Source organism: Holophagales bacterium (assembly GCA_016719485.1).
In the GTDB taxonomy this organism is placed as follows: domain Bacteria; phylum Acidobacteriota; class Thermoanaerobaculia; order UBA5066; family UBA5066; genus UBA5066.
Window position 1 is genome coordinate 430,186 of record JADJZB010000021.1, and the last position, 13,076, is coordinate 443,261.

At 70.4% G+C, this 13,076-nt stretch carries 11 protein-coding genes; 4 read left to right on the plus strand and 7 right to left on the minus strand.

The genetic code is table 11. The features are described 5' to 3' along the window. Positions 1 to 66: 66 nt before the first annotated feature. Entirely contained in the window at positions 67 to 273 is a 207-nt protein-coding gene (locus IPN03_13930) for a dodecin domain-containing protein (protein ID MBK9374786.1), read from the minus strand. A gap of 339 nt (positions 274 to 612) precedes the next feature. Between IPN03_13930 and IPN03_13935 the strand changes: the two genes are divergently transcribed. Continuing rightward, positions 613 to 2,151 carry a hypothetical protein gene (locus IPN03_13935; GenBank protein ID MBK9374787.1) on the plus strand — a complete coding sequence of 513 codons (1,539 nt, stop codon included), beginning with the start codon at positions 613 to 615 and terminating at the stop codon, positions 2,149 to 2,151. Between the two features lie 79 nt (positions 2,152 to 2,230). Here IPN03_13935 and IPN03_13940 read toward each other — a convergent pair whose 3' ends face one another. From IPN03_13940 to IPN03_13965, 6 genes are all read right to left on the minus strand, one after another. Further along, positions 2,231 to 3,484, minus strand: a complete 1,254-nt coding sequence (locus IPN03_13940) for an outer membrane protein transport protein (GenBank protein MBK9374788.1) — start codon at positions 3,482 to 3,484, stop codon at positions 2,231 to 2,233. Between the two features lie 97 nt (positions 3,485 to 3,581). After that, positions 3,582 to 4,763: a YeeE/YedE family protein gene (locus IPN03_13945; GenBank protein MBK9374789.1), complete on the minus strand. Its 1,182-nt coding sequence runs from the start codon at positions 4,761 to 4,763 to the stop codon at positions 3,582 to 3,584. Continuing rightward, complete coding sequence (locus IPN03_13950) at positions 4,760 to 5,281, minus strand: YeeE/YedE family protein (GenBank protein MBK9374790.1); 522 nt, start codon at positions 5,279 to 5,281, stop codon at positions 4,760 to 4,762. The genes IPN03_13945 and IPN03_13950 overlap by 4 nt, the downstream gene beginning before the upstream one ends. A gap of 13 nt (positions 5,282 to 5,294) precedes the next feature. Beyond that, complete coding sequence (nrfD, locus tag IPN03_13955; GenBank protein ID MBK9374791.1) at positions 5,295 to 6,263, minus strand: polysulfide reductase NrfD; 969 nt, start codon at positions 6,261 to 6,263, stop codon at positions 5,295 to 5,297. 10 nt (positions 6,264 to 6,273) lie between these two features. Beyond that, on the minus strand, positions 6,274 to 6,831 hold the full coding sequence (locus IPN03_13960; protein ID MBK9374792.1) for a 4Fe-4S dicluster domain-containing protein: 558 nt from the start codon (positions 6,829 to 6,831) through the stop codon (positions 6,274 to 6,276). Position 6,832: 1 nt separating this feature from the next. Further along, positions 6,833 to 9,097 carry a molybdopterin-dependent oxidoreductase gene (locus IPN03_13965; protein ID MBK9374793.1) on the minus strand — a complete coding sequence of 755 codons (2,265 nt, stop codon included), beginning with the start codon at positions 9,095 to 9,097 and terminating at the stop codon, positions 6,833 to 6,835. A gap of 345 nt (positions 9,098 to 9,442) precedes the next feature. On the opposite strand from IPN03_13965, the gene IPN03_13970 reads away from it, so the two are divergent. From IPN03_13970 to IPN03_13980, 3 genes are all read left to right on the plus strand, one after another. Next, entirely contained in the window at positions 9,443 to 10,684 is a 1,242-nt protein-coding gene (locus tag IPN03_13970) for a HAMP domain-containing histidine kinase (GenBank protein MBK9374794.1), read from the plus strand. Position 10,685: 1 nt separating this feature from the next. Beyond that, a complete protein-coding gene (locus IPN03_13975) occupies positions 10,686 to 11,963 on the plus strand; it encodes a sigma-54-dependent Fis family transcriptional regulator (protein ID MBK9374795.1) in 1,278 nt (425 codons plus the stop codon). Positions 11,964 to 12,183: 220 nt separating this feature from the next. Next, positions 12,184 to 13,059, plus strand: coding sequence for a DUF2202 domain-containing protein (locus IPN03_13980; GenBank protein MBK9374796.1), 876 nt, complete (start codon positions 12,184 to 12,186; stop codon positions 13,057 to 13,059). Positions 13,060 to 13,076: the final 17 nt, after the last annotated feature.

Genomic DNA, 13,076 nt, shown 5'->3' on the forward strand with positions numbered 1-13,076 from the left:
GCGCCGAACCCTGAGTCTCGACGGGGGAACGAGCGGGGGCGGGCCGGAAGGCCCGCCCCCGGGGTCTCAGCGCTCCAGCTTGAAGCCGACGTTGATGGTGACCTGGAACTCGGCGACCTTTCCGTCGTGGATCCGGCCGCGCTGCTCGACGACCTCGAACCACGACATGTGGCGGATCGTCTTGCCGGCTTCCTCGACCGCGGTCTTCACGGCCTCTGCAAAGCTGACGTCCGAGATCCCGACGATCTCGACCTTCTTGTAGATACCACTCATGGGTTCCTCCTTCCGGGACTGTCGACTCTGGCTGCCGGGGATTCTAGCGATGCGCCGAGACGGGCAGCGCCGGGGGGGGGGGGGGGGGGGGGGGGGGGGGGGGGGGGGGGGGGGGGGGGGGGGGGGGGGGGGGGGGGGGGGGGGGGGGGGGGGGGGGGGGGGGGGGGGGGGGGGGGGGGGGGGGGGGGGGGGGGGGGGGGGGGGGGGGGGGGGGGGGGGGGGGGGGGGGGGGGGGGGGGGGGGGGGGGGGGGGGGGGGGGGGGGGGGGGGGGGGGGGGGGGGGGGGGGGGGGGGGGGGGGGGGGGGGGGAGGGAGCACGGCGGGAGATTAGCCCGTGTCGTGTCGGGAGTCGCCGGAACCGCCGGCTCCGCGCGAGAATGGCCGCGCCTGAAGCGCATCCTCCTGTCCTGCCTTCTTGCGTTCTGCAGCGCATGCCGGCCCTCGCCGCCGGAGGCGAGCGCGACGGTCGCCGTCCGCGCGGACGTGACGGGCTTCTTTCCGAACCCGCCCGCGAAGGACGAGTCGTTCACGAACCGGGTGAACGCGGAGATCTTCGAGGGCCTCACGCGTCTCGACCCGGACGGGCGTGTCGCGCCCGCCCTGGCTGAGCGGTGGGAGACGCCGGACGAGCGCACGTACGTGTTCCACCTTCGTCCAGGGCTCCGGTTCTCCGACGGCAGCCCGCTGACGTCGGCCGACGTGGTCGCATCGCTCCGGACGAGCATCGAGAGGGAATGGCCCACGGCGGGATACCTCCGGAACATCGGGTCGATCGAAGCCGACGGATCGCTCCGCGTGATCCTCAGGACGCGCGTGCCGTACCCTCTTCTTCTCTACAAGCTTCCGTGGGGTTACGTGCTGCCTTCCGGGGTGCTGGGCCTCAGGCCCGTGCCCGTCGTCGGAGCCGGACCGTACCGCCTCGTCTCGTGGGAGAGGGACCGGAGCTTCACCCTCGATCGAAACGACCTCTTCCGGGGACCTCGCCCGGCGATCGGACGGGTCCGCTTCGAGATCGTCCCGGACGGCAGGGACAGGATCGCCCGTCTCGTCTCCGGCCGGGTGGACGTCGTGGACGAGGTTCCGCTCGAGGAGGTCGACGCCCTCCGGTTCGAGAAGGCGATCCGGGTGTTCTCGGCACCCAGCCTCCGGGTCCTCTTCCTGACGCTCCGGGTGACGGAGCCGCCGTTCTCCGATCCCCGGGTTCGCGAAGCCGTCGACCTCGCGCTCGACCGCGACGAGCTCGTGGAGCGGGCGTACGACGGAAGGACCATCACGGCGTCGCAGCTCGTTCCCCCGTCCGTCGTCGGATTCAACCCGGCGCTGGGAACCCGGATGGCCGACCGGGCCCGTTCCCGTGCCATTCTCGCCGAGGCCGGCTTTCCGAAGGGTTTCGACGTGCGGCTCGACGGGACCCACAACCGTTACGTCAACGACCTGCGGATCCTCCGCGAGGTGGCGCGGCAGCTCGCGCTCGTCGGCATACGGGTCACGGTGAACGCCCTGGAGAAGACCGAGTTCTTCGAGCTGATCGACGCCGGCGCATCGGTGTTTCACCTCGTCGGATGGGCGTGCGGCTCGGGGGAGGCGGCGGAGGCGATCGAGGCCCTCGTCGCGACGAGAGGGCCCGGGCTCGGCAGCGCCAACAGCAGCGGCTACAGCGATCCCGTGCTCGACGGTCTTCTCGCCCGGAGCAACGAGGCGATGCGGCCGAGAGTCAGGGTCGAGGCGCTGCAGGCGGCGCTCGCCCGCGTGGCCGACCAGAGGCCCGTCCTGCCCCTCCTCCTCCAGGCCGAGGCCATCGCCGTCTCCCGCAGGGTCGACTGGGTTCCGGGGCGCGACATGAGGATCCGGATCGAGGACATGCGCCTGGCGCCGTGAGCGCCGACGGCCTGGAACATGGGAAGGGCGGCCCCGGGGGGCCGCCCTTCCTGCCGGACGATGGCGAGAGAATTCGGGTTCAGAACCCGAACGAGAAGCCGAGCTCGAACTCCCACTGGTCCATCGTCAGCTTGATGGTCTGCTGGCCGGGGGCCTCGAGCGGGTTCGCGCCTTCGACGGACGAGGAGAAGCCGCGGATCACGGCGAGGTGGAGGGCGCTCTTCGGCGAGAGGAGCTTCGAGGCGCCGATCGTGGCGTGGTCCTCGATGACGCCGGGGGCGAGGATGTTGAAGAGGACCTCGCTCTCGGGGATCGGCTGGTTGCAGTGGGCGTAGCCGGCGCGGAGGGTCCAGGAGTCGGAGGCCTGGTACTGGGCGCCGATCTTGTAGACGGTCACGTCCTCCCAGCCGAAGCCCGCGCCGCCGTCGGCTCCGAGGGGCGCCTGCATCAGGTTCGGGAGCATCGGGTTGCCGATCGAGTTGATGTCGCTGTAGAAGATCTGCTGCACGTCGGCGGCGATCGTCCAGCACTTGTTCGGCATGATCGCGATGCCGATCGACCAGTTCGCCGGGACGTCGAAGCCCCCCTGCTCGGCGAAGAGGCCGGCGTAGTCGTCGAACTCGCCCATGGCGATCTTCGTCTGGTACGAGGCGCCGACGCCGATGTGCTCGCCGAACTTGCCGTGGTAGCCGATGCGTCCGCCGTAGCCGAGCGCGGTGTCGGCTCCGTTGTTCGTCAGCTTCGACGGCGCGGAGGAGAACATCGAGAAGGCGCCGAGGCCCTTGGCCTCGAAGCTCTGCCAGGCGCCGATCACCGAGACGCCGATCGACTGGTGGCTGGCGAACTCGTACGCGAACGACGGGGCCAGGAAGGCCTGCATCAGGTTGACGCCGGTCGGGGACTGGCCGAAGACGGCGTTGGGGTAGTCGGTGTTCATGCCGCCGTTGCCGTACAGGGCGATCCCGAAATGGGCCTTTTCGCTCAGGTGCCAGGCGGCGGCCATGCTCGGCATGAAGAAGAGGCTCGAGTCGCTCTCGAACGTCCCGGGGGCGAGGCCGAACGTGCCGGGATAGCCGGAGCGATTGCCGCTCACCGAATACTCGCGGTTCGGGTTGAAGAGCTCGAGGCCGATGTCGTAGCCCTTCACGAAGGCGATCGTGGCCGGGTTCGTGGCGCTCGCGAGGGTGCTCAGGTGGGTCGCCTGCCCGGCGCCGGCCATCCCCTTGTACTGGGTGCCGTAACCGAGGGAGAAGTAGCCGTTCGTCGCCAGGGCGGGTCCTGCCACGGCGAGAAGGGCGAGGGCCGTGATCGCCAGGAACGGTTTGCGCGTCATCTCTTTCTCTCCAATCAGCACGCCTCTCGGGGCCGTGCCGGAAATAGGGCGGTGCGGTGAGGGGAAGCTCGCCGGCCTTGCGGCCGGGGTCAGGAAATCAGCACCCGCCGCCTTTCTTCGGCGCGGCGGACGTCGCGACGGCCTTCACGACGAGCTTCGGCGGCGGGGCCGCCGCGGCTCCCGTGAAGTAGCCGTTCAGGGCGCTCTTCATGCGGAATTCCGCGATGAGGACGGGAGTGGGCTCGGCTGGGGGCTGGGGTGTGGCCAGGACCGTGGCCTTCCAGGCGTCGAATCCGCCCGCGAGGACGAGAACCTCGCCGGGGAAGGCGCGGAGGCCCTCGGGGAGGGCCGGCACGTCGCCCTGCGCGTAGGCGACGAGCGTTCGCGTGGCGGGGAGCGTGGCGGCGAACGTCGCCGCGGTCGTTCCCTCGGGGAGCGTCATCGTTCCGGGGATCCGCTCCGTGTCAGCGGCGCCCGGAGCCCGGAGGTCGAGGATCCAGAGCGCCTGCGGCGAGGCGACGATCCTCTGGGCGAGCTCGACGGCGCCGATTCTCGCCGGCGGCGTCGCGGTCTCCGACGGAAGACGCGCCGGAAGCGCGAGGGTGACGAGGCCGAGAACGGCAAGCGAGCCCATCGCCGCGAAGGCGCGGTTGCGGACGGGCGGATTCGAGGCCGGAGCGGCCTTCCCCGCCTTCTTCGCGAAGATCTGTTCGAGCTTCTCGGCGCCGAGGAAGCAGCCGACCGCCATCAGGACGACGCCGGCCGCCAGGACCGGGAACGGGAGGCCGAGCGCCTGGGCGATCGTCACCGAGCCCATCGCGCCGCTCTGGTAGAAGCCTTCGAGCGGGCCGTAGACGAACCCGAAGAGGAGCGAGCCGATCATCACGCCGACGATCGACATCAGGCCGTCCCACTTGCCGGAGGCCATCGCGACGACGCCGGTGCCGGGGCAGTAGCCCGAGACGATGAAGCCGATACCGAGAAGCAGGCCGCCGGCGACGTGCGGGCCGATGAACGTCTCGGGGACGGTCAGGAGCGAGAGGTCGAGGACGCCGAAGCCGGAGAGGAGGCCGATGCCGGCGCACGCCGTCGCGATCGCGCTGAACATCACCTTCAGGACGCGCGTGTCGGTCAGGTAGAACTGGGCGGCGAGGTTCTTCGCGTTCCCGAAGCCGGCGCGCTCGAGGACGAAACCGAACGCGAAGCCGATGAGCGTCCCGAGGAGGAGGCCGGTCGGGAAGCCGAAGACGTCCTGCGGGTAGAGCGGGAGGAGGTTCATCGCCAGTCCCTCTTGACGAAGGGCGCGACGAGGTAGCCGCCCGCGAAGACGCACATCATGAAGATCCAGGAGCCGAGGGAGAGGATCGCTCCGCCCGTCAGCGCCTGACCGGACGTGCAGCCCCGGGCGAGGCGCGCGGCGAAGCCCATGAGGATGCCGCCGACGACGGCCATCGCGATCCGGTGTCCCTTCGAGACTCCCTCGCCGCGAATGACCTCGCTCTTCAGCCGGCCGGCCGAGTAGGCCCCGACGAGGCCCCCCAGGAAGATGCCGAGGACCTCGAAGACGAGCCAGTCCTCGAGGATCTTCTTTCCGGGGCCGACGTACTGCGAAAAGTAGGCATTGGCTTCCGTCGCCTTCGGTGCGATCAGGTGGGCCGTGCCGACCGCGAGCCGCGTCGCCGCGCTCGAGGAGCCGAGCCCGAATCCCATGACGAGGAAGGACGTCAGGAGGACGAGGCCGAGGACGAAACCGGCCACGTAGGGGTTCCAGAAGGGGCGTTCGACGGGAGGCTGCATCTCGTTCACCTCGTCAGGGGAGGAAGCGGAAGGCGGAGTGCTGGCCCGCCGTGAGGAGGATCCAGCGGAGGGCGAGGCCCCCGGTGAGGATCAGGACCGGAAGGACGGTGGCGAACGGCAGGTGCCTCTTCGCCTCGACGAACTCCATCACGAGCGGGACGAGGAGGCCGAGGACGACGACGCAGGAGAAGAAGACCGCGGTGTACGGGCCGCCGAGGAACTGCGAGGCTGCCCACTGCCCGACGTCACCCGAGGTCGCGAAGCCGAGGAGCATGAGGGCGATCAGGACGAGCTCGGCGACGATGGCGACCGCATCCCACGTCACGAGCGTCTTCCGCTCGCTCTCTTCGAGGGGGAGAAGGAGGAGGAGCGCGGCGCCCGTCGAGATGCCGGAGGCGAGGAAGAGCGGCCCGAGGACCGCGCTGTTCCAGAGGATCCGCGACGGCATCGTCCCGAGGAGGAGGCCCGTGTAGATGCCGAGGGAGATGCCCATCGCGATGCTGGTGACCAGGATCCCGCGCCGGGTTCCGTCCGCCCATCCGTAAAGGGTCTCGAGGAGGCCCTTCAGCGTGGCGGGGGTCTTTCCGCGCAGCCACGCGCGCTGCTCGTCGCTCAGGGACCCGAGTCCCAGGAGGAGGCCGACCGGGTAGATGAGGACCAGGATCCAGGCGCCCCACGACATCGGCGACGTGGCGTGGAAGAAAAGGTAGAAGCGCCAGGCCCAGAGCCTGTGGGCGAGGTCGAGCCAGAGGGCGCCCATGCCAACGGAGATCAGCCCGAGTGCGACGAAGGGCATCAGCCGGAGCGCCGCGCCGCGCGGCTTCTCGCCGGACTTCAGCTCGAGGGCGGCGGCGAGGACGAAGATGCCCGCGACGAGACCGCCGAGGAAGAGGTAGACGACGATCTCCCAGCCCCAGATGTGGAGCGAGGGGTCGATGCCGGGATTCGTGCGGGTGGTGGTGGCTTCGAGAAGCTCGTTCATCTCATCGGCCTCAGACGAGGAAGTGGACGTTCGGGCCGGCGCCCGACTCGGGGTGGTTCACCTTCGAGCGCCGCTCGCGGAGGAGGGCCGACACGGCCGACTCCGGGTCGCTGGCGTCGCCGAAGGTGAGGGTGCCGGTGGGACAGACGCCGACGCAGGCGGGCTGGAGCCCCTTCTGGACGCGGTGCAGGCAGAACGTGCACTTGTCGACGTACCCCTCGGGGTGGACGAAGCGCGCGTCGTACGGGCACGCGGCGATGCACGCCTTGCAGCCCGAGCACTTGTGGTGCGTCACCAGGACGACGCCCCCCTCGTTCACGTGCGAGGCGCCCGTCGGGCAGTTCTTGACGCACGGGGCCTCCGTGCAGTGGTTGCACCGCTCCGAGCGGATCTCGGCGGAGAGCTTCGGGAACTCGCCCCGGATCTCTTCGACGATCCACTGGCGGCAGTAGCCGTCGGGGACGGCGTTCTCGGCCTTGCAGGCGAGGACGCACGCCTTGCACCCGACGCACTGGCGGGTGTCGACGGTCATGGCGTAGCGCTTCGCGGCGGACTTCGAGGCGCTCATCTCAGGCCTCCGCCTTCGCGGCCGGGGCGGCGCCCGCCGACTTCTCGCCCGTCATTTTCTCGACCGTCACGAAGTTGACGCTCATCCCCGTCGTCCCGGCAACGGGGTCGACGGCGATGCGGGTGACGAGCGTCTGGTCGTCCATTCCACGCCCCTTCGCGAACTTCAGTCCCGGGTTCGTGTGGCCGTAGCCGTGGACGACGAAGACGCAGTCGGGGCGGATCCGCTGCGTCACCTTGAGCTTCACCGGCTGGGACCTGACACCGTCCTGGTTCAGGAGGGTCACGACCTCGCCGTTTACGAGCCCCTGCTCTTTCGCAGCTTTCGCGTTCAGCCAGACCTCGTTCTCGGAATAGACCTCCGAGAGGAAACGGTTGTTCGTCGTCCGGCCGAAGGTGTGCGTCGGCGTCCGACCGAAGAGAAGCCGGAACTGCCCGTCGGCGGGCTGCTCGTGCCGCGTGTAGGGCGGGAGGGGAGGGAGGCCCGCGTCGGCCATCTGCTTCGAGTAGAGCTCGATCTTCTTCGACGGGGTACCGAACGCCAGCTCGAGGCCCTCGTCGGTCCGGACGGGGACCGGCGTTCCCTTCACGACGCCCTTCGTCTTCATCGCCGCGACGTCGTAGCCGCCGGCCTTCAGCCGGTCGGTGACGAGCTGCTCGCCGCTCTCCCACGGGAAGTACGAACCGAGGTCGAGGCGGTTCGCCAGCTCCTTCGCGATCCACCAGCCGGGCTTCGACTCGTACATCGGCGGGACGACCTGTTGCCGGATGGCGAGGAACGGCTCGGACCACGGCACGGGCGCGACGTCGTCCCACCGCTCGAGGTACGTCGACTCCGGGAGAACCACGTCGGCGTAGCCGACGATCTCGGCCGGCAGGACGTCGATCGCGACGAGGAGGTCGAGCTTCTGGATCGCTTCCTCCACGTTCTTCCGCTGGGGGAGGGCCTGGAGGAGGTTCGAGCCGTAGACGATCCAGCCCTTGACCGGGCAGCCCTTCGTCATGATCCGGCCCGGCACCGTCGCGTCGCAGACGCCGTGCGAGAGGACCTCCTCTGCGAACGGGTAGACGACGCCGGTCGGGGCGTCCTGGGTCGTCTTCGGCTTCTCGGCGTAGTCGGGGACCGGGTACTTCGGGACGCTCATCTGCGTCGGGACGAAGATCCCGCCGCGGCGGCCCCACGAGCCGAGGAGGGCGTTCAGGATGGCGATGGCGCGCGAGCGCTGAACGTCGTCTCCGTACCAGGTGACGTGTCGGCCCGGGTGGATCAGCGAGGCGGGGCGGGCCCCGGCGATGAAGCGGGCCGTTTCGACGATGGTCGAGGCCGGGATGGTCGTTTCGGTGTACGCCCACTCGGGGGTCTTGTCGGCGACATGGGCCTTCAGCTCTTCCAGCCCCATCGCGTTCTTCTCGACGTAATCGCGGTCGTAGAGTCCCTCACCCAGGATGACGTGGATCCAGGCCAGGAGGAGCGCCATGTCCGTCCCCGGCTTGATCGGCAGCCAGTAGCGGGCCTTGCCCGCGGCCGTCGAGAAGCGCGGGTCGACGACGACGAGCTCTCCCCCCTTCGCGATCATCTGCGCGAAGTCCTGGACCTGCGTGTTGTGCATGTTCTCGCCGAGGTGCGAGCCGATGAGGGTCAGACACCGCGAGTGGGCGATGTCGAGCACCTCGGGCGAGCCGAGGGAGGCGCCGTAGGTCAGGTTGAAGCCGACCTCGCGCGGGCCGCGGCACTGGCCGTAGGAGGGCGCCGTGACGTTTCCCGAGCCGTAGGCGAAGAGGAGGTGCTTGAAGAACGACCCGCCAAAGCCGTGGGAGAAGAGGGCGACCTTGTCGGGGCCGCACGTCTTCTTGATCTTCAGGAGCTTCTCGGCGGTGAAGTCGAGGGCCTTCTCCCAGGAGACCTCCTCGAAATCCTGCTTGCCACGCGCTCCGGTCTTTCGGAGGAGCGGCTTCTTGAGCCGGTCCGGGTCGTAGAGGAGGCCGGTGCCGCCGGTGCCACGCGGGCAGAGCTTCCCGCGCGAGAGCGGATGCTCGGGGTTGCCGACGAGCTTCGTGACCTTCCCGTCCTTCACGTGTGCGAGGACGCCGCACTTCCAGAAGCAGAGCTCGCAGAACGTCGGGATCACCTGGTCGCCGTCGGTGCCGGGGTCGTGGACGACGTCGGGGTCGAGGCCCCACCACTTCGTCGTCAGCCCCGAGCCGAGGGCCGCGGCCCCGAGGCCCGCCCCTCCGATCTGAATGAACTCGCGCCGGTTTGTTGTCATCTTCACCTCTCCGCCGTCGGAACGGGCTCCGGGGCTCGTAGATCAAGAAACGGGCCAGCGATGCCGCGGTGCGGCAGAGAGGGCTGGCCGCGTCGGGCGCTCTGCCCACGCCGCTGTTCCTGCGGTCTCTCCGAATCCCGGCCGTTGAAGACCGTCGTTTCGCGACGCTGTCGCTGAAACAGTTCGTTTCGTCGAAACGAGATGTTTCACGGTAAGGGTCGGCGGGAGTGAAACGGAGTGTTTCACTCGAACCAGTCGCATTCCCGCGCAGGAGCACGTCCGGACGGTTTCGCGGGTCGTCCGACGGTCGAACCCGAGCCCCGCCCTCTCCCTTAGGATGGACGAGTGAAAGTCCCGAGGTTTCCTTCCTGGGCGATCGTCGTCCTCTCCGTGCTGTTCGGCGCCGCGCTCCTGGGCACGGCCACCCTCGCGTCGATGTCGCTTCGCCAGCGGGATGCGGCAGTTCGGGAAGGAATCCTGATGCGGGCCGGGCATTCCCTCGAGAACCTTCTCCGGGCAGCGAACCCCGACGAGGCGGGACCCGTGCTGGAGACGTTTCTCGTGGAGCACGCGGACGCCGTCGCGGGCGTCGCGGTCGTCGGCCCGGCGGGTGTGGTGGCGAGCGCAGGGGCCGACACCACAGGAGCGTTCGAGATGTCGGCCGCCCTGGGCCGCGAGTGGAGGCCCCTCGCGCTCGGCGCGGGTGGGGAGATCCCGCCGGGCAGCGGTCAGGGTCCAGGCACGGGGGGCGGCTACATGGGCGGGCGGGGCCCGGGCGGCCGTGGACCGTCACCGGTCCGGTTGCGGCTCCGGGCCACTCCCGCGCTCGGAAAGGACTCTGCACTCGCCCGGCTCGTCCTGGCGGGAGGGGCGGTCGCCGCGCTCGCCCTCGTCGGGCTTTCACTCGTGGCGGCCCGGGGAACCGCGGAAAGGCAGCGGCGCCAGGCGGCGGAAGCCGAGAACCGCCGGCTCGCGACGGTAGCCCGGGCGGGCGCCGGCCTCGCTCACAGGCTTCGAAACCCCCTTGCCGTCATCAAGGGGACCGCCCAGCTTCTCGAGGCCCGGGTCCCGGAAGCGGAGCGCGAGCGGGTCGAGAGGATCGTGTCGGCCAGCGGGCGGATGGAGACGATCCTGTCGCGGCTCCTCGATTTCGCGAGGCCGCCCGAGCCGCAGCCGGTTTCGTTTGACCTCGCTGCCCTCGCTCGCGACGTGGCGACCCGCAGCGGCGGGGCGGCGGTCCGCGCCGAGGGTAGCGTCGCAGTCCTCGCAGACCGCGAGCACGTCGAGACGATTCTCGAGGAGCTCCTGGCGAACGCCCGCGCGTTCGATACCGACGGAGCGATCGAGGTGACCGTGCGCGCCCGGGGAACGCACGTCGTTCTCGACGTCGCGGATCGCGGGCCTGGCCTCGATCTCGATCCCGCGAGCGCGTTCGAGCCGTACGTGACGTCGCGACCCGACGGGACGGGTCTCGGCCTCGCCATCGTCAAGGCCCTCGCCGGTGCCAACGGCGGCTGGGCGGTGCTCGTCGCCCGGCCGGGTGGCGGCTGCGTCGCATCCCTCACGCTGCCCGCATCGGAGGCCTGACGTGGCGCACATCCTGGTCGTCGACGACGAAGCCGGGTTCCGGGCCCTCCTCAGGGACATCCTCGAGGGGGCCGGGCACGGCGTCACCGAGGCGCGCAACGGTGCGGAAGCGCTCGGGTTTCTCGACCGGAGCGCATTCGATCTCGTCCTGACCGACCGGCAGATGCCGCAGGTCGACGGGCTCGAGCTCGTGAGGCGCATCCGCGCGCGACCGGCCTCGCCGCCCGTCGTCGTCCTGACGGCCCACGGCTCGATCCCGGAGGCGGTCGACGCGGTCCGCCTCGGCGCGGCCGACTACATCACCAAGCCGCTGCCGTCGCCCGGCGCGCTCGTCGACCTCGTCGCGAGCCTCCTTCCCCGCGAGGAGGAGGGCGACGACTTCGTCACGCAGGACCCCGTGACGAAGGAGCTCCTCGCCCTCGTCGATCGCGTGGCCGGACGCGACATCGCCGTTCTCGTCACCGGCGAGTCGGGAACGGGCAAGGAGCTGATCGCGCGCAGGCTCCACGCGCGCTCGCCCCGCGCGAATGGGCCGTTCGTCGCGGTGAACGCCGCGGCGCTACCCGAGACCCTCGCGGAGAGCGAGCTCTTCGGCGCGGAGAAGGGCGCCTTCACCGGGGCCGACCAGGCCCGGGCGGGACGATTCGAGGAGGCCGGCGGCGGGACGTTGTTCCTGGACGAGGTGGGGGAGCTCCCGGTCTCGCTGCAGGCCAAGCTGCTGCGGGTCCTCGAGGAGAGGGTCGTGAGGAGGCTGGGCGGATCGCGGGAGATTCCGGTCGACGTCCGGCTCGTTGCCGCGACGAATCGCGACCTCTCCCTCGAGTCCGAGTCGGGGAAGTTCCGGCAGGACCTCTTCTTCCGCCTCGCGGTCGTCGTCGTGAACCTGTCCCCCCTCCGGGATCGGCCCGAGGACATTCCGCTGCTCGCCCGGCACTTCGCCACGCGGCTCGCGGCCCGGCACCGGGTCCCGGTTCCCGAGCTGGCCGGCGATGCTGTCGCGGCGCTCGCAGCCCACCAGTGGCCGGGAAACGTCCGCGAGCTGAGAAACGTCCTCGAGCGGGCGGTCGTCGTCCGCGGTGGAGAGCCCATTCGCGCGGTGGACCTCGCGCTGGGCGCCGGCTCGCCGGCCACCGGTACCCTCGACCGGGTGCACCGCGAACGCGAGGCGCTGCTCGCGGCCCTCCGGCGGACGGGAGGGCGGAGGGAAGAGGCGGCGGCTCTTCTCGGGATCTCCGTCCGGACGCTCTACTACCGCCTGAAGCAGTGGGGCATCGGCTGACGGCGAACCTCGATGGCGGACTGCATCCGTCCTGCACTTCGACTGCAGGGACTGCAGCCGGCCGGGCGAGCTCTACGGTCGCCGCGCGGCACTAAAGCACTCATTGGTCTCGATTTGACGGCGAGAGCCACCGTGGGCCCGGGAATGGCACATGGCTTGGATCAAGGAGGGCAGCGGTCGTCGCAAGAGGGCCGCGGAAGAGCACACCAAGGAGCCCGACATGAAGAAGACCGCTTTCGTCGCCCTGCTGCTACTCGCCGCCCCCCTCGTCGCCCAGTCCGGCCAGGGGAGAGGTCCTGGAAAGGGTGCTGGCGTTCCGGGCGCCGGCCCGCCGGCCTCGAGCCCCATCGCGGGTTACCTCGCGACGCTTCCGAAAGAGGCGCTCAGCGCCGCCGAGACCGACCAGCTGCTCTTCCTGCGCGAGGAGGAGAAGCTCGCCCGTGACGTCTACCGCGCCCTGTTCGCCGCGAACGGAGACCAGTCCTTCGCGAACATCGCCTCGGCAGAGCAGCGGCACATGGACGAGGTGAAGATTCTCCTCGACCGTTACGGCCTCGCGGACCCGGCCGCGACGACGGCGCCGGGTGAGTTCAGGAATGCCCGGCTCGCCTCGCTCTACACGGACCTCGTCGCCCGCGGGGCCGTGTCGCTCGTCGAGGCGCTGAAGGTCGGGGCCACCGTCGAGGACCTCGACCTCGCCGACGTCGACAAGGCGCTCGACGCCTCCGACAACCGCGACATCGACACCGTGATGCAGAACCTGGCGAAGGGCTCGCGCAATCACCTTCGCGCATTCTCGCAGCGCCTCGCGGCGCTGGACGCCACTACACGGCCCAGTTCCTCCCGGCCGACGAGATCGCGAGGATCGTCGCCGCTCCCCGCGAGCGGGGTGCGTACGACGAGAACGGAAAGCTCCTCGCCGGCGCCTGCACCGGGCAGGGCCGGGGCGGGCGCGGCCAGGGCCGCGGTCGCGGGCGCGGCCCCGGGACGGGCACCGGGACGGGCACGGGGCAGGGGCCTGGCGACGGCACGGGGGCGAGCTGCCCGAAGGGGTAGCGCACCCGGAAGCGACCCCGCTGGTCAGGGACGGTGCTAGGCTTTGTGCAGGAGACA

Excerpts from the sequence above, each read along its gene's own strand:
- IPN03_13950 (MBK9374790.1), bottom strand. The coding sequence starts at position 5,281 with ATGCAGCCTCCCGTCGAACGCCCCTTCTGGAACCCCTACGTGGCCGGT.
- nrfD (MBK9374791.1), bottom strand. The coding sequence starts at position 6,263 with ATGAACGAGCTTCTCGAAGCCACCACCACCCGCACGAATCCCGGCATC.
- IPN03_13945 (MBK9374789.1), bottom strand. The coding sequence starts at position 4,763 with ATGAACCTCCTCCCGCTCTACCCGCAGGACGTCTTCGGCTTCCCGACC.
- IPN03_13965 (MBK9374793.1), bottom strand. The coding sequence starts at position 9,097 with ATGACAACAAACCGGCGCGAGTTCATTCAGATCGGAGGGGCGGGCCTC.
- IPN03_13930 (MBK9374786.1), bottom strand. The coding sequence starts at position 273 with ATGAGTGGTATCTACAAGAAGGTCGAGATCGTCGGGATCTCGGACGTC.
- IPN03_13940 (MBK9374788.1), bottom strand. The coding sequence starts at position 3,484 with ATGACGCGCAAACCGTTCCTGGCGATCACGGCCCTCGCCCTTCTCGCC.
- IPN03_13960 (MBK9374792.1), bottom strand. The coding sequence starts at position 6,831 with ATGAGCGCCTCGAAGTCCGCCGCGAAGCGCTACGCCATGACCGTCGAC.
- IPN03_13980 (MBK9374796.1), top strand. The coding sequence starts at position 12,184 with ATGAAGAAGACCGCTTTCGTCGCCCTGCTGCTACTCGCCGCCCCCCTC.